The 16,121-nt window shown below is 34.2% G+C and carries 16 protein-coding genes; 10 read left to right on the top strand and 6 right to left on the bottom strand.

Translation table 11 applies throughout. From position 1 onward, the window contains the following. Window positions 1-2: 2 nt before the first annotated feature. The 9 genes from QSH13_RS13310 to QSH13_RS13270 all read left to right on the top strand — a co-directional run bounded on the left by QSH13_RS13310 (window position 3) and on the right by QSH13_RS13270 (window position 8,060). Window positions 3-662, top strand: a complete 660-nt coding sequence (locus tag QSH13_RS13310; protein WP_109398298.1) for an EscR/YscR/HrcR family type III secretion system export apparatus protein — start codon at window positions 3-5, stop codon at window positions 660-662. After that, window positions 662-916, top strand: a complete 255-nt coding sequence (sctS, locus tag QSH13_RS13305) for a type III secretion system export apparatus subunit SctS (protein ID WP_023583014.1) — start codon at window positions 662-664, stop codon at window positions 914-916. The genes QSH13_RS13310 and sctS overlap by 1 nt, the downstream gene beginning before the upstream one ends. A gap of 5 nt (window positions 917-921) precedes the next feature. Next, window positions 922-1,695: a type III secretion system export apparatus subunit SctT gene (sctT, locus tag QSH13_RS13300; protein WP_196544315.1), complete on the top strand. Its 774-nt coding sequence runs from the start codon at window positions 922-924 to the stop codon at window positions 1,693-1,695. Then, window positions 1,688-2,749 (top strand): EscU/YscU/HrcU family type III secretion system export apparatus switch protein, encoded by a 1,062-nt coding sequence (locus QSH13_RS13295; protein ID WP_109398295.1) that lies wholly within the window; start codon window positions 1,688-1,690, stop codon window positions 2,747-2,749. The genes sctT and QSH13_RS13295 overlap by 8 nt, the downstream gene beginning before the upstream one ends. A 148-nt stretch (window positions 2,750-2,897) precedes the next feature. Further along, window positions 2,898-3,404, top strand: coding sequence for a type III secretion system translocator chaperone SicA (sicA, locus tag QSH13_RS13290; RefSeq protein WP_109398294.1), 507 nt, complete (start codon window positions 2,898-2,900; stop codon window positions 3,402-3,404). Between the two features lies 1 nt (window position 3,405). Further along, complete coding sequence (sctE, locus tag QSH13_RS13285) at window positions 3,406-5,673, top strand: type III secretion system translocon subunit SseC family protein (protein ID WP_286039270.1); 2,268 nt, start codon at window positions 3,406-3,408, stop codon at window positions 5,671-5,673. Window positions 5,674-5,695: 22 nt separating this feature from the next. Beyond that, window positions 5,696-6,559: a type III secretion protein gene (locus tag QSH13_RS13280; RefSeq protein ID WP_286039269.1), complete on the top strand. Its 864-nt coding sequence runs from the start codon at window positions 5,696-5,698 to the stop codon at window positions 6,557-6,559. 99 nt (window positions 6,560-6,658) lie between these two features. Then, a complete protein-coding gene (locus QSH13_RS13275; RefSeq protein WP_196544332.1) occupies window positions 6,659-6,790 on the top strand; it encodes an IpaD/SipD/SspD family type III secretion system needle tip protein in 132 nt (43 codons plus the stop codon). A gap of 172 nt (window positions 6,791-6,962) precedes the next feature. Next, window positions 6,963-8,060, top strand: coding sequence for an IpaD/SipD/SspD family type III secretion system needle tip protein (locus tag QSH13_RS13270; RefSeq protein ID WP_286039268.1), 1,098 nt, complete (start codon window positions 6,963-6,965; stop codon window positions 8,058-8,060). A gap of 98 nt (window positions 8,061-8,158) precedes the next feature. On the opposite strand, the gene QSH13_RS13265 is transcribed toward QSH13_RS13270, so the two are convergent. The 6 genes from QSH13_RS13265 to QSH13_RS13240 form a co-directional block, all read right to left on the bottom strand. After that, window positions 8,159-10,111, bottom strand: coding sequence for a TonB-dependent receptor plug domain-containing protein (locus QSH13_RS13265; RefSeq protein ID WP_286039267.1), 1,953 nt, complete (start codon window positions 10,109-10,111; stop codon window positions 8,159-8,161). 278 nt (window positions 10,112-10,389) lie between these two features. Further along, a complete protein-coding gene (modD, locus tag QSH13_RS13260; RefSeq protein ID WP_235375974.1) occupies window positions 10,390-11,238 on the bottom strand; it encodes a ModD protein in 849 nt (282 codons plus the stop codon). Further along, window positions 11,235-12,059, bottom strand: coding sequence for a class I SAM-dependent methyltransferase (locus tag QSH13_RS13255; RefSeq protein WP_286039266.1), 825 nt, complete (start codon window positions 12,057-12,059; stop codon window positions 11,235-11,237). The genes modD and QSH13_RS13255 overlap by 4 nt, the downstream gene beginning before the upstream one ends. Beyond that, on the bottom strand, window positions 12,046-12,840 hold the full coding sequence (locus QSH13_RS13250; RefSeq protein ID WP_109407035.1) for an ABC transporter ATP-binding protein: 795 nt from the start codon (window positions 12,838-12,840) through the stop codon (window positions 12,046-12,048). The genes QSH13_RS13255 and QSH13_RS13250 overlap by 14 nt, the downstream gene beginning before the upstream one ends. Next, a complete protein-coding gene (locus QSH13_RS13245; protein ID WP_109407034.1) occupies window positions 12,837-13,835 on the bottom strand; it encodes a FecCD family ABC transporter permease in 999 nt (332 codons plus the stop codon). Before QSH13_RS13245 ends, QSH13_RS13250 begins: the two co-directional genes overlap by 4 nt. Continuing rightward, window positions 13,832-14,863 carry an iron ABC transporter substrate-binding protein gene (locus QSH13_RS13240; protein ID WP_196544308.1) on the bottom strand — a complete coding sequence of 344 codons (1,032 nt, stop codon included), beginning with the start codon at window positions 14,861-14,863 and terminating at the stop codon, window positions 13,832-13,834. The genes QSH13_RS13245 and QSH13_RS13240 overlap by 4 nt, the downstream gene beginning before the upstream one ends. A 231-nt stretch (window positions 14,864-15,094) precedes the next feature. On the opposite strand from QSH13_RS13240, the gene gntR reads away from it, so the two are divergent. Then, on the top strand, window positions 15,095-16,090 hold the full coding sequence (gntR, locus tag QSH13_RS13235; RefSeq protein ID WP_109398284.1) for a gluconate operon transcriptional repressor GntR: 996 nt from the start codon (window positions 15,095-15,097) through the stop codon (window positions 16,088-16,090). Window positions 16,091-16,121: the final 31 nt, after the last annotated feature.

The following is a 16,121-nucleotide window of genomic DNA, read 5'->3' as shown; positions in this document are numbered from 1 at the left end:
TTATGGATAGCCCAACAACCCTAATTCTGACGCTTGCTTTTGCAACATTAGCTCCTTTTATTATTGCGGCAGGAACATGTTATTTAAAATTTTCAATAGTATTAGTGATGACACGTAATGCACTTGGTGTTCAACAAGTTCCGTCAAATATGGTACTTAATGCGGTTGCATTGATGATGGCGCTATTTGTCATGACGCCAATTGCTAAAAATAGCTATCAATATTTAGTTGATGAACCTATTAGTATTACATCACCAGAATCATTAGAACGCTTTTCTGATGAAGCATTAGGTGAATACAAGCGCTATTTATATCGTTATTCAGAGCCAGAATTACTTGAGTTTTTTGAAAAAGCGCAGGGAAATAGGCCCGAGAGCCAAGGTGATAGTGAAAATATTGAAAATTCTTTACTCTCATTATTACCTGCTTATGCATTAAGTGAAATTAAATCTGCATTTATTATTGGATTCTATCTCTATCTTCCCTTTATTGTTATTGATTTGGTGGTGTCTTGTATTTTATTAGCATTGGGTATGATGATGATGAGCCCTATAACGCTATCAGTACCATTAAAACTTATTTTATTTATTGCAATGGATGGTTGGACTTTATTATCAAAAGGATTGATTAATCAATATCTTGATCTTATGGCGGTAAGCTAATGGATATGGTCTATGCAGCAAATAAGGCAGTTTATCTGGTTATTTTGCTTTCTGCGGGTCCGATAGCAGTAGCAACTTTTGTTGGCTTAATTATTGGTTTATTACAAACTATTACGCAAGTTCAAGAGCAAACATTACCTTTTGGAATAAAGTTAGTGAGTGTCTTTGTCTGTTTGTTGATCACAATGGGCTGGATGGGCGATAAAATATTAGTCTATGCAAAAGAGATGCTAGTTATAGGATTATCTGGATAAATAACATGTTGATACTATTTGGGTATTTACAAGTTTATTTGATCGATTTGCTACTTTTAGTTGCTCGCTTATTTCCTGTCTTTATGTTTATCCCTTTTCTTAATAGCCGAGTATTAAATAGTCAGTTATTGAAATACATTATCGTGTTTTATGTTGCAATGGGAATAAAAGCCAGTATTCCTATTACTGATGATATAAGAGAGAGTTGGGGGATTATTTTAATTAGTGAGCTAGTGGTTGGCATATTAATTGGATTATTAATAGCGACGCCTTTTTGGATTGCGTCAGCATTTGGTGAATTTATTGATAATCAACGAGGTGCAAGCATTGGTGATACTATTAATCCAACGACAGGTATTGAATCTTCTGAATTTGCTTCTTTAACTGGGTTATTTTGTGTTGCCTATTTTATGAACACAGGTGGCTTAGTTATTTTAATGGATACTTTAAAAGACAGTTATGATGTCTTTCCTATCGGTTATTTTAATCAAAATATTGGCTACTCTTTTATTGGTAAATGGCTAACTGATATGGTAAGAGTTGCGATCGTGCTCGTTTCACCTGTACTTATTATTATGTTTTTAAGTGAAGTTGCATTGGGTGTTTACTCTCTATTTTGCCCACAACTTAATGCTTTTTCTTTATCATTGTGTATTAAGGGGGTCATAGCATTTTCTGCGTTGCTCCTCTTTTTTGCTTCAGCATTAACAAATGAATTATCTGAATTTTTTAATAACAGATATTTTTATGAGTTATTTATGAGAATTTATCATGGCTGAAAAAACGGAAAAACCAACCCAGAAAAAACTGGACGATTCATCTAAAAAAGGCCAAAGCTTTAAAAATAAAGAGCTAACTTCTGGGTTAGTCTATATTATTGGTATGATGTATATATTTCATCAGACTGATTTCACCGAGTTTGTTCATTTTTACCAATCACTTTTACTTCATCCTACTAATATTACATTAAAAAGTTATATTGAAGTGATATCAAAAATATTTTTTGATATCATTTTGCCAATATTAGTTGTAACTGCATTAGTTGGCACAATTCCTTCTTTGTTTGAATCGCGTTTTAAATTGGCCACAGAGGCAATAAAACTAGATTTAACTCGTATCAATCCCATTTCTGGATTTAAAAAAATATTTAGCTTAAGAACTGTTAAGGATTTTATAAAAACACTACTTTTTATTGTAGTATTTGTCATTACTTGCTATTTATTTATTGTTGTATATGGGCGAGAAATATTTTTATTATATCGTTCTGGATTAAATCAAGTTATTGATAAATGGGGTTCGCTAGTTGTTAGTTTTATATTTGTTTTTTTTATATTGTCTTTACCTATTCTTATTTTAAACATTATTACAGATTTCTTTCTGTTCTTAAAAGATATGATGATGGAAAAGCATGAGGTTAAACAAGAAAATAAGAATATGGAGGGCGATCCCGAAATAAAATCAACACGTAAACAATTACATCAAGAGTTACTTGATGAACCGATGAAGAAAGTGATTAGGGATTCTTCTGCAGTCATTGTTAATCCAACCCATGTGGCTGTTGGGATCTATTTTGATCCTGATAATGGCATTATGCCATTGGTTTCATTGAAATGTATTAATGCAAAGGCATTAGCCGTTAAATCCTATGCAAAAAAAGTAGGTACGCCTGTTGTAAGATATCCTGAATTAGCCCGGAAGATTTATCATAAATATCATCTTTTTGAAGTTATGATGGATCAGGATTTATTAGATATTATGGATATTTTAATTTGGTTGAAGAGAATAGAAATCGATGGAAGATTAAGAGAAGAGATGGATTATATAAATGAATAAATGCTTTTTATTTTATAAATATAAAAAAATATAAAAAAAGATAATTCATTTTTATAAATAGTGGCGTGTGTTTTATTAAAGTAATTGAACGAAAATTATTCTATGATTTTATTATTAATTATTCATCTAAGATGAAAGGATTAACACGATGTCAATATATGAAAAAATGTCAGAAAAAGAAATTGATCAATTAGCAAGCTATATTGTTTCTATTGTTCAAAATGGGACAACACTTAAGGATGAAAGCGCTATTCCAGAAGGATTTATGGAAGGAATCTACTCATTTGCTTATGACTTCTACCAGAAGGGAAAGCTGGATGAAGCCGAAGCTATTTTCAAGTTTTTATGTCTTTATGATTTTTATAATGTTGATTATATCATGGGATTAGCTGCAGTTAATCAATTGAAAAAACAGTACCAAGCAGCAGTTGATCTATATGCTTTAGCTTATTTAAATGCAGATAAAGATTATCGCCCCGTATTTTATGCAGGGCAGTGTAACTTGTCTTTAGGGGAAAAAGAGAAAGCAAAATATTGCTTTGACCAAGTGGTTAAAAATATTAATGATAAAGCGATAAAAGAGAAAGCAATAGTTTATTTAGAGTCATTAAAAGATATACCTCTTATCGTCATCGATGAAAGTAAGGATGAGTAATATGAATGGTAAAGTTAATAATGATATTATTTATGAACGAAAAATTTCTACTTTCTCACCTTCTAAGGAGGTTGAGAAAGTTAATAAGCAGAGTGTAAAACAAGCTCAAATAATTAATACTGTTACTAATGAAAAGTTAATTAATGATGTCGTTTTAAAAGATAAAAATAGTTTTGAATATCCTGTTCTAAGAGCACCTATAGAACAAGAAGAAAATAGTAAAAAAATAGATACTAAATCTGATTTAAATTTTAATATCAAAACAGCAGCAACACAAGAAGACAAGGCACAGCCATATCCTCAAAAAAAAGAAACAGAGAGAGAATATGTATTAAATAGCCCCGTTGAGGCAAATAGAAAAGAGGAGATTTTAGCCAATCAAAAGCACCTATATGATGATTGTAAGTGTGGTGTAAACCAAAATTCTATCAATATCAATCTTACTATAAAAGAACATCCGAGTTTATCTACTGAGTCAAGCTTTTCCCCTCCGAAAGGAACAAATACTTACCTCTATCTACAACTATCATATCAAAATTTAATAAATAAAAGTATCTTAGATAAATTAAAAGATATTGATAATATTGATTATTATCTAGATAAATTAGATAGATTATCTCAAGGTGTTAATGGGCTAAAAAATGATTATCAATCTATTTTAGATGATATGAATAATTATAAAGAAGCTTATATTGATTATTGGATGGAAATCTATAATCAAATTAAGATTAATAAGTTTAAAACTAAAGATGAAGTTATTAATTTTTTAAAAAATAAAAATATTCCTGATGCTGTTATTAGCAAATTACTTACTAAAAAGATTAAAACTAGAGAGGAAATGGAGGTTTTTCTTAAAGATAAATTTCCTTTTATGCGCTTACCTGATAGCACTAAAGATTATACTTTAGCGGATATTAATAAATTAGCTAATAAATTAGCTAATTTTTTAGATGAAGCATTTAAATATATACCAAATGTTTCTATGAGCAATGATAAGCTTAATTCTATTACATTTCATAGAGATGAATTAAATTCATTAATTAATAAAAAGCATGATGAGTCAATTAATAGTAGATTAGATAGCGCAAAAGATATTTATCTTAAGCTAACAAAATCGCAAAGTAAAATAGAGCTCGAAGTTGTATCACATGTACTAACGGGAATGGCTTTATTAACTTTTTTATTAGCTAAATTACGAGAGTTAACATTAAGAGTCACCTTACAACGTGTTCGGGGTGAACAGAAAATATTTAATGATATTCAGGAAGTGACCACTAAATCATTAAAACAAAAAATTGAAGATCAAAAAGCTCAACTTGAAAAGAAAAGAGAAACTGACTTTTGGGGGGGGATTGCTTTAAAGATATTGGGTGCTTTATTAACACTTATTGCGGGTGCCGTTGCTATTTTTACAGCGGGTGCTTCATTAGTTTTACTTGGTGTTGCTGTGGTGATGATGGTAGCCAGTGTCTCTTTAACAGTTGCTGATGAAATTTATCAAGCGATAACTCATAAATCGTTTATGGAAGAGGCAATGGCTCCTGTTACAAAGGCGGTAAGTGAACTTGTCGATAAACTTGTTGATGCTATTACCGATGAACTCGTGGCTGAATTTCAAACTGCATTTTCTAATATTTTATCGAAATTTGGTGTAAGTAAAGAAGCTATTGAAGATCTTATGAAAAAAACTAAAAATGAAATGACAGAGCGGATAAGAATGGTAGTAAAGTCTGTCGTTGCTGTTGGACTTTTAGCGGGAAGTATTGCATTAAGTTTTGTTGCTGGTCCAGCGGGTAATGCAGTGACTAGTGTCGCTAAAAAGATTTTTACTGAACAAGTTAAAATGATATTAAAGAAAATATTAAATAATTATCTTGAAGCTATGTTAGGTAAAATGGTTAAAGAAATAATTATGGAAACATTAAAGAATCTTTTTAAATCAATAATTAAACTATTAACTAAAGATCTTGCTGCTTTTGGATTAAATGCTTTGAATAGAATGCTTTTAATATCAAGATTAATTACTGCTGCAGTTGAAAGTATTATTAATATATATACAGCGACCATTACCAACGCAATTATTAGAGCTATTGCAGATTCTAAAAAGTTACAAGTTATATTAAATATGATCCAATCATTAATAGAGAAAATTATGGATAGTTATCACGAACAAGTAGACACATTAACTGAAATGTTGCAGAGCATGAGTGATAATTTATCTATAAGTAATAAAACTCGAGCACTTATTGTAAAAAATATGAATATTTAATTTATTTTATAGGAGTAATATTATGGTTTCCAATGTAAGTAATAAATATGATAATGTATTTTCAATAAAAAAACAGTTAGAAAATGGTATTGATAATATTGATAATGTTAAGAAAAACACTGAAACTAATAATAATTTAATGCTTGATAATAGAAGTAGAAGAAGAGCAAATGAGATAAATGAACGAATTGAAAGAAAAGAATATCAGGTTTATATTGAAAATCCTAAGATAAGGGAGCCAAAAAACAAAGCAAATTATCAATATTTAACTATTGAATTACAAAAAGATAAAGCTGTAAAGAAAAATAATATAATAAATAATAGTATTTTTAATTTTCTTTCTAAAGAAATGATAAATATTATTAACTTAATGATTGATTATCTAATAGCTATGATAAAAAAATATGAGTCATCAAGAAAGTTAGGCAATGTGTTTATGTTAATGCAATTGAGTTACGCTAATCAAATAAAAGATGATTTATATAAAAAAGCGGACCTTGTATTTTCTGCTGCTATTTCAAGTGCTACTGTTTCTATGGCCATTCATGGCATTGGTGCTTTTACCTCAATAAAAGGATTAGGTAAGGCGAAATTATCAGGTGAGACAAATAACAAGATTATGATTCAAGGTTCATTTATTTCATCCATGGCAGACCCTGTATCAAAAATAGTTGATAGTTCTATTCAAAATAATGCATTACGTATGGACGGTGATATTAAGGTATTAGAAAATTCTATTCATGCCGCAGGGCAATTGGATAGTAATAACTCAGAGATCCAACGCGAAGCCTTAGATATTATTAAAACGTTAATACAAGCAATGGATGCAATTATTCGAGCCAATCAAGATACGGCTTCAACGATTTCTAGTAATGTAAGAGGTTAATAGTGGTAAACCCAACTAACTATGATAAAAACTATAAAATAATAATCTTTATTTAAATAAAAGTAATTTAAAAGATCACTAGATGCATTAGGAAAAAGGATAAATACCAATCTCAATGAACTTTCTAAAAAATACAGTGCTGAAAATAGTAATTATGATTACTTTGTAAAAATAGTCAGTAGTACAATGAATGTACTACTAGAAATGGCAAAAGAATTTTTACGTTTTTAATAAATAGATAGCATTATAAATTTATAATTATACTGAAAATATTCAATTGTTTTGACTTTAAATCAAGTAATAACTTAACTAAAAATGCTGATACTTAATTTTTTATGGCTTTATATATAAATTTATAATTTATAGAAAGACACTTATTTTATTTAAAGGTAAGAGGTTAATTATGGTCGGTCATGTAATTGATAATTTTAATGTTTTTGAAAAAAATAAAAAATTATTAACGGGAACTAATCTTTACGAAAATAGCTCTTATGTTGTTGATAAAGAATATGATCAGCTAATGCCCGAAAAATTTAACCAAGAAGCTATTAGAGTTAAAGAGAAATTCCAAAATGAAATTAATAAAATTATTTCAATATCATCATCATCTACTTGTTTTGTTAATCATTATTCTTTAAAAGAAGAAGAGATTATTAATAAAAACAAATATGCAATAAATACTAACAATGCCAGAATACTAGAGAAAGAGATATCTCAAATTCAACAGATGGACTCTCAAGTTAATAGCAGAAGTGACTCTAATGCTAATTCATTGCATGATTTTTTTAAAGAAGTCAAAGATTCTATTGTCACAGGTAAAAATGATTACTTAGATGTTTTAAAAGATGTTTTTTCTAATTATATGAAGTTTGTTAATGAATTAAGAGAGATATTAGCAAGTATTAGCCAATATGTTAGTGCAGGAAGTGATGATAACCATATTAACTTTAAACGAAAAGACTTTTATAAAAAAATAAAAGATTTTATTGATAAATATAGTTCTCGTTTCAATGAAGATCTTTATTTAGGGAGTTTTGTTTTCAAACAAGATAGTGATGGTCATTTTTATCGTGAAATTAACGGCGAAAGAATATATGCTAATGGAATTATGGTACCTATTGATGCCATAGAAGATTTATTAAAGGAGATTAAAGGTGGCAAGGTTAGTATAAATCAATTATCCAGCCCAGATATGGAATATGAAATTCACTTCAAGGTGGATTTGTCTAGTTTTAATAAATTATTAGATTTAGTATTGGATGGAACATCAGAGGATGAAATTAATAAAGCCTCTGATGGTTCAGATGTTAAACTTTTATCATCGGAATTTAATTTGCTAAAAAATGGTATAGATGCATTTGAAAAAAATATAAATACTAATCTTGATGAGCTTTCTAAAAAATATAGTGCTGCAAATAGTAATTATGATAATTTTGTTAAAATAGTTAGTAGTACCATGAATACCTTATTAGAAATGGCAAAAGGATTCTTACGTTTCTAATTTTCTATAGAGTAACGTAATGGAAATTAAAGTTTATTTATGGATAAAAAAGAGCTGATATTAAAATAAACATCAGCTCTTACATCGATAAAAATAAATTAGAATTTATATTCAACGCCTAACCAGTAATTACGACCATCTTCCATATAACCCTGAGTATATTCATAAGATTTATCGAATAGGTTATTGATTGATGCATTAGCAGAAATGCCATACCCCAAATCATAATCTAAACGTAGATCTGTTTTTGCATAGCCGGCCAGCTTGTCATCTTCATCAATCCGGTTATAAGTCCAGCCTTGTGCTTCTTCCATAACGGTAAAGCGAACTTGTTCAACTGGAATAAATGTTATCCACATATAGGCTTTATGTTTTGGTAAGCCTTCAATGCGTTCGATCTGTTTCGGGTCACTATGAATATAACTATAGTTTAAGCCAAGTTCTAACCAATCTGTCACGTTACCTTTGGTGCCTAAATCTAAACCAATATAGTCAATACGTCCGCTATTTTGGTTTTGGAAGAAAGCTGTACCATTGCGATAAACAGTATGTGCCATAATTGCATCGCTGATACGATTGTAGTAAAGACTCGTTTGATAACCCCAGTTATCGGTAATATGACCGTTATAGGTTAAATCGAAAGATAAAGCGCGCTCAGGATTTAAATTAGGATTAATAATCCCTTTTGAGCTATCTTTCGGTTTTTCAGTCGTGTAACGTTCTTTTTGGGTAGGGAAACGGCTACGATCAGAAACAGAGAAACGAATGCTATCATTATTCGCTAATGAATATTTAGCCATCATCTCCCAGTTAAAGGCAGTTTGTTTATTATCATCAGCACCTTTGTCGGTATCAACACTATCACGCCAGTCATAGCTAATCGCACCCACAAAATCTAAATCGTTAGTCGCCACCCACTGATATTCAGAGGCTAAAGACCATGTTCTGTCTTTATAACGTATCCAATCACCATTTCTCTTTTTTTGAGAGCGGTGAACATCATCTTTCCAGTGTGTCGCAAAAGAGAGTAAATCATTTTCGCGAGTATCAATGCCTAACTGTAATGCGGCACCTGTGCTGTAGTCATCATAATGACTATAGTCAACATAGTTGCCTTTTTTCGGATACATATAGAGAGTGTTTTCAAATTTGTCGTGATAAGCGCGGCTCTGTAGATTAATACCATCGGTGATTTGAGTAATACCGCTATAGTAGTAGCTCTCTTTGTTGTAATCTGGCCATGCCCAATACTTATATTTACCTTTTGCATTAATAGAGGTATTAGGCGGGCTATTTTTTTCACCCTCTTGTTTTACATAAGTTAGGGTATATTCGTCAGAAGGACGAGGTGTCCAACCAACTTTGATCATGCCACGTTTATCATCAGTTGCTGAATTATCACGACGTCCATGAGTTCCAGCTACTGCATTATTTTCATCAGCGCCGGGGATTGGAGTAAAACGTTGTTTTAATTGACTTCCACTAATTTGAATAAAGCCTAAATCATTTCGAGCACCTAAACGTGCACTCATGTTGTGTGCATAATCAGCACCACGAGCAAAGCCTTGAGAATAGGCAATACTGCCTTCTAACGGTTTTTTCGGTGTTGCTGTTGTGATATTGATAGCGCCCCCCATTAAGTTAGGGCCTTGTAGTAATGACGTGTAACCTTTATTAACTTCAATGCTTGCCAGATCGTTGGTGGTAAAACGAGCCAAGTCTAAGTTGCCATCATAAGGTACATAAGTAGGAATACCATCAAAGAATACTGGTATTTGGCGGCTATCAAAGCCACGTACTTTAATGGTGTATTCATTACGGTTACCTGATTTTTGCATAACAACACCAGGTAATGTTGCAATAGCTTGTGCTGCATTCACTTTATTTTGTTCAAGCATCTGCTCTTGCGTTAACACATCTGGATTTGCCGCTATTGGGCTACTCCAAACAGTTAATAAATCAGGTGTTGATTGGCCATAAGTGGTATCAGCAAGCGCAATATTTGGTAGTAGGGCGAAAGATAAGCAGTAGCATAGAGGTTTTAATTTCATTATTCCAATCTCAAATTATGTAACCATTATGTAATTATTTATATAACGGTTTGCGTAAAAATAAATGAATAAAATGAGCACTTACTTATAAGTGCTCTGCTTATTTATAAAACAAATTGATTACGTTGAAAGTGACTCAAGTACGGCGAAGCATTCCACTATGTCGACACTACCGTCTCCTTGTGGCTTACTTCACTTTGTTTACAACGTGCATTTTCTTTGCTTATTATTGATTAAATTTGTAAACACTTACTTACATGTAATTTGTTATTTTTTATTTAATTTTTTGGATACAAACGAACTTTAATATCTGCCGGTGGAGCATAATAAGGCGCAGACGTTACCATTAAAGTAATACCTGTCTGTGCATAATTTTCTATCGTATTGAGGTTAATACCACCAGCTACAGATAAGTGACAATGAGGCGCGATTTGAGGCGCTTCTTGTTGTAACAGTGAGATATCTTCAATCGAAAATTTATCTAACTGTAAAATATCAGGCTGTGCTTTTAACGCTTCTCTTGCTTGTCCAATATCATCCGCTTCCACAACAATACATTTTTCAGGTGCCGCTTGGCGTAACTGCTTAACGTGTTGTGCCCAATTATCAGGCTCTGATAGAAATCGGCGATGATTAGCAAAGAGTAAAATAGTTTCAGAACAACCTTGGCGATGAATAATACCACCACCAGCGAGTACTGCTTGGGTTGCTAGTAATTTGGTATTAGGGATATTTTTACGAGTACACGCAATTTGCCCTTGAGGTTGATAGCGGTGATAGATTTCTAGCATTCTTGCCATATAGTCACTAACGCCACAACTCCACTCCAATACGTTTTGTACTACTTTCCATCCTTGATGTAGTGCATCAGCAGGGCCTTCGGCAGTGATTAAGCAATCACCATTATTAGCAAAATCACCGTCTTGTAGATGTCTTGTGACTACTAATCCTAATTTTTCTAATAAACGGCAACCTAGCGTGATCCCACTGACACAACCCACTTCACGGCGTGTAAATGTCATTGTACCGATGTGATCACCAATATTGAGCGCTCGACTAGTGAGGTCGCCATATTGGATATCTTCCATCAATAAATTATCAAGAAAGGTATCAGGATAATAAATCATAGGGTTAACTCACTTTCAGGGACGACATCCCAAGAAACCATCGCCCAATCACGAGTGGGGGAAATCAGTGAAACACCCCTTGCAATGCTTTCATGATAGTAATGCGTTAGGCGTACTATTTCGTCTTCGTTTAAAGGCCCTACAGAGAAGTTGATGCCTTCAATAAATTGCTCAAGGTTATTGAAATTACTCTGACAATTACGGCTACGGATATAATCCACTTTAGGGTTGATCCCCATTTGGTTCAGCATATTCACTGCATAAATATACGTCGGAAGAGTAGGAACATCTCGACCCAGTAAGCGAATAATACGTTGATCAACAAAGGTTGGTGAAACCGTGTGAGTAGTATAAACACGTAGTTTAGCTTGACGATTAAGCTTTAAGAGCGCAGTTTTCAAATCCATCACTAATGTTGAGCGTGAAGCAACGGCGATATCACAACGAGGAAGATCATCCCAACTATCTTCCCATGAACAAGTGATAAATTCAGCGTGGTTGATACCCGATTGTTCAGCTCTGCGTTTAGCGACAGTTAACATGCCTGTACTGTAATCAATACCAAAGATTTTTTTGAATTTGTCTGCCACATGAAGGCTGATAGAGCCCGGGCCACAACCTACATCTAATAGGGTTTCAGCATCGGTAAAATCCATCATTTCACGAAATTTTATTAAATAGGGATCATTAGGATTGGCACAGGTTTCTGCCATCTTTTCAGCTCGTTTATCCCAATGTTCAGGCTCTTTTTTAGTTCTTTCTGCCTGTATCATATGGTTTTTATAAAGTTCAGCAAAATCAGTGGTTTCAATAGTATTCATATTCTTGCCTATAGCCATTTTTATTATCAGAGTAGGCGTGAAAATGCGCCTGAATATCTGTTGGTTGTACACCATAAAGGTGCGCTAAGTTTTCGGGTGTTAGCAAAACGTTAGGACTGTTTTGTAAAACAGGGGTATGAGGTGTCAGTAAAATAACATCATCTGCTAAAGAGGCCGCGTGTTGAGGGTGATGTGTAGACATAAACACACTGATCCCTAAAGTCTTTAATGCCTTAACTTGGGTAAGCAGTTTTATTTGATTACCAAAATCAAGGCTTGCTGCAGGTTCATCCATAATCAGCAACTTAGGTTGTTGTATCAATGCGCGCGCAATTAATACCATCTGTTTTTCACCGCCACTTAAAGTATCAAAAGTTCGTTGTGCAAGATGAGAAAGTGAAAGCATTTCTAAGGTTTCCATTGCCATTGCTTTATCTTGTGAGCTAGGCATAGAGAAAAAGGAGATATGCGCCCCTCGCCCCATCACAACCATATCGATAACATTGAACGAAAAGGGGATATGTGTGGCTTGAGGAACATACGCCACTACTTTAGCAAGTTCTGTTGGTGACCACTCACTTAGTGTTTTACCCGCAATATGAATCTGACCATCAATACAGGGTATTAGCCCTAACAGCGTTCGCATCAACGTCGTTTTGCCACAACCATTGGCGCCTAATAAGCAGATGATTTGCCCTTGCTCGATATGGAATGAGAGATCTTTAATTAAGGTTTTGCCTTTATAGCCAATGGCGAGCTGCTTTGCATTAGCAATGATCATGAGCCTTTCCTTGTTCGAAGTAATAACATTAAGAAGAATGGCGCACCAATGGCAGACGTTAAAATACCTAATGGAAGTTCAATATTGGCAATTGTACGGGCTAATGTGTCCGTAATTAACAACATGATGGCTCCCACAAGTAAGGAAACAGGGAGTTGTTGGCTGAAGTTGGCACCCACTAACAATCTTGCAATATGGGGAACAATTAAGCCGAGCCACCCAATAATACCTGCAATAGAAACAGCACTTGCGGTGATTAATGTGGCTGACAAAATAAAGATAAGTCGAGTGACTTCAACGTTTAAACCTAACGCTCTCGCTTCTTCGTCAGATAAACTGAGTATATTCATACGCCAGCGTAATAAAATGAGTGGAATAAAACCCACTAACATTAAAGGGGCAATCGAAATTAAATCAGAAGCGGTAATGGTTGAAAGCCCACCCAAAAGCCAAAAGGTAATTGAAGGTAATTGAGTATAAGGATCGGCGAGAATTTTCATTAATGAGATTGCTGAGCCACACAATGCACTAACAGCAATACCAACCAACACAAGGGAAAGTACCGGATCGTGTTGTTTTGCAAGCCTCGCAATAAAGTAGACTAGAGCAACGGTGGCTAAACCGCCAGTAAAGGCAAAAAGTTGAATAGACAACATTGATTGTCCAAGAAAAATACCGAACACGGCACCTACGCCAGCACCGGAAGATACCCCAAGAATATCCGGTGATACCAAAGGATTACGGAACATTCCTTGATAAGCAGCACCCGCAATCGCCAGTCCTCCACCAATTAAGATTGCCGCTAGAACGCGAGGAAATCTGATTTGCCAAAAGACGGTTTCAGTACGGTTATACGCTATATTGCCGGTAAATTTATTACTTATCAGAACCCACAGTTCATTAGTAGTAAGTGAATACTTACCACTTGTGATTGCAATTAACGCAACGATAGAGAATACCGCAAATAAAAGCGTGATACGTAAGGTTTGACTCATGAATACTCCAACAATTGCTGACATTGTTCAGCACTTAATTGCGTATGGTAAAAATGAGCAAAGTAATTTTGTAGATCTTGAGTGGCTTGTTTTTCTATTCGAGAGTCAAAATGGCTCTGTAAGCGACGCATTCCCATTAAACGATTGATACCAGGAGGACCATCTAACCAACCAAATGGTAGGCCTTTAAATAGCAACACATTGTTATTTTTAACGGCTTGAATGCTTTTCCATACAGGATCTTGCCTAATTTGTTGATAGGCATTTTCATCTTGTGTGATGATAATTTCAGGATCCCACATTAATAATTGTTCTGGTGAAACATCCGTTAATCCCGTGAAATTAGGAATATCTGCCACATTTTCAAAACCTAACATTTCAATAGCTTCGGTATGTATAGATTGCCTTGCGCCTGTTTGTAACCCTTTTGCACCGCGAGCAAGATAAAAACGAGGAGCTGTTTTTTGTGTGGATGCAAACAAGGTAGCATCACTAAGATACTGTTCTGCAATGAGTGCTAATGTTTCGGCTCTTTCTACAACATCTAATAAAGCGCCTGTTTGACGTAACTGAGCTGGGCTATCTTTTAATGTGCCATCAATTAATACATAAGGTACACCTGTTTGATCGGAAACACGTTTTGCTAATGAACGATAGGTTTCATCGACATTACCACTATCAATAATGATATCGGGTTCTAATGTCAGTAAAGCTTCTAAAGAAAGAGTACTTCCTCGTCCTGACAAACGCCCTAAACGGGGTAATTTGCGCAGTTCGTCTGAAAATAAAGGACTTTTTTCTAAATTAAGTGAGGAAAAACCCAATAATTTTTCAGGTGCTAATGCGAGTAACAATTGATCAGTGGGAGGTCCTGCACTTATCACGCGATTGATTGCGGTTGATACTGGAACATGACCAAATTGAGCTGCAATACGTGAGGTTATTGCGGCTCTTACAGAATGCGGAAGTGCTGATAATGTTGCAAGGGTTGTGAGATAAGTTAGAAATTGTCGTCTACGGATCGCCATAAGTTCACACTGTTTATTGTTTTATATTGGTATCGTTATTTCATTTATTATATAGCGAAGAATACTATATTTCCTTTGGCTTAAGTCAAGGGATCATCAGTCAAAATCAAATCTAGGTACACATCTGAAAAACTTTATTCGAAATAGTGTATAACCTAGGGCTATAATCAGCGTTCTTGGAAAATTAAAGCGCGTATTAATACGAGTGTTTTTGGATAGTTGCGATATAAAATGAAGAAAAAACGCCCCTCATTACAGGATGTCGCTTCACGAGTTGGAGTTACCAAAATGACCGTGAGTCGTTTTCTGCGTAACCCCGAACAAGTCTCTGAAGCTTTACGAGAAAAAATTGCGCGTGAATTAGATAGTCTCAATTATATTCCTAATCGCGCACCTGATATTTTATCTAATTCGACCAGTCATGCGATTGGGGTATTGCTACCTTCTTTAACTAACCAAGTTTTTGCTGAAGTTATTCGTGGTATTGAATCAGTGACCGATAAATACGGTTATCAAACCATGTTAGCGCACTACGGATATCGTGCTGAAAAAGAAGAAGAACGTCTGATTTCATTACTCTCTTATAATATCGATGGGCTTATTCTTGCTGAAAGAACGCACACGCCAAAGACAATGAAAATGTTAGAAACTGCAGGTATTCCTGTGGTGGAAATCATGGACAGCGTGTCGCCTTGTTTTGATTCGGCGGTGGGATTAGATAACGTGAATGCGTCAGAACAGATGGTCAATGAGATGATCAAACGTGGATGTAAACGCGTTATTTATCTTGGTGCAAGACAGGATGAACGGACCTTAATGCGTTTAAAGGGTTATGAAAAAGCAATGCAAGATGCGCGTTTACCTATCGGTAATGTGATGACGCCCAAAAGCTCATCTTATTCGTTAGGGGCCGAATTATTACATGCTGCACGTAAGCAATATCCTGATTTAGACGGGCTTTATTGTACCAATGACGATATTGCAATTGGTGCTGTTTTTGAGTGTCAACGTTTAGGGATTTCTGTACCAGACGATATTGCGATATCGGGTTTCCACGGGCACGATGTTGGACAAGTGATGACACCTCGCCTTGCCAGTATTTTCACGCCACGTGATGAAATGGGGCAACAAGCGGCTGATTTATTGCTTAAACGAATGAAAGGTAAAATTGCTCGGGGTCAAGTGATAGATGTTGGTTTCCGCATTATTACTGGTGAAAGTATATAATTAATTAACTTATTGATAATATTTAAAAATA

It is taken from the genome of Proteus faecis (assembly GCF_030286765.1).
In the GTDB taxonomy this organism is placed as follows: domain Bacteria; phylum Pseudomonadota; class Gammaproteobacteria; order Enterobacterales; family Enterobacteriaceae; genus Proteus; species Proteus faecis.
The sequence above is the reverse complement of the archived record's forward strand: the minus strand, read 5'-3'. Positions and strand labels throughout refer to the sequence as shown.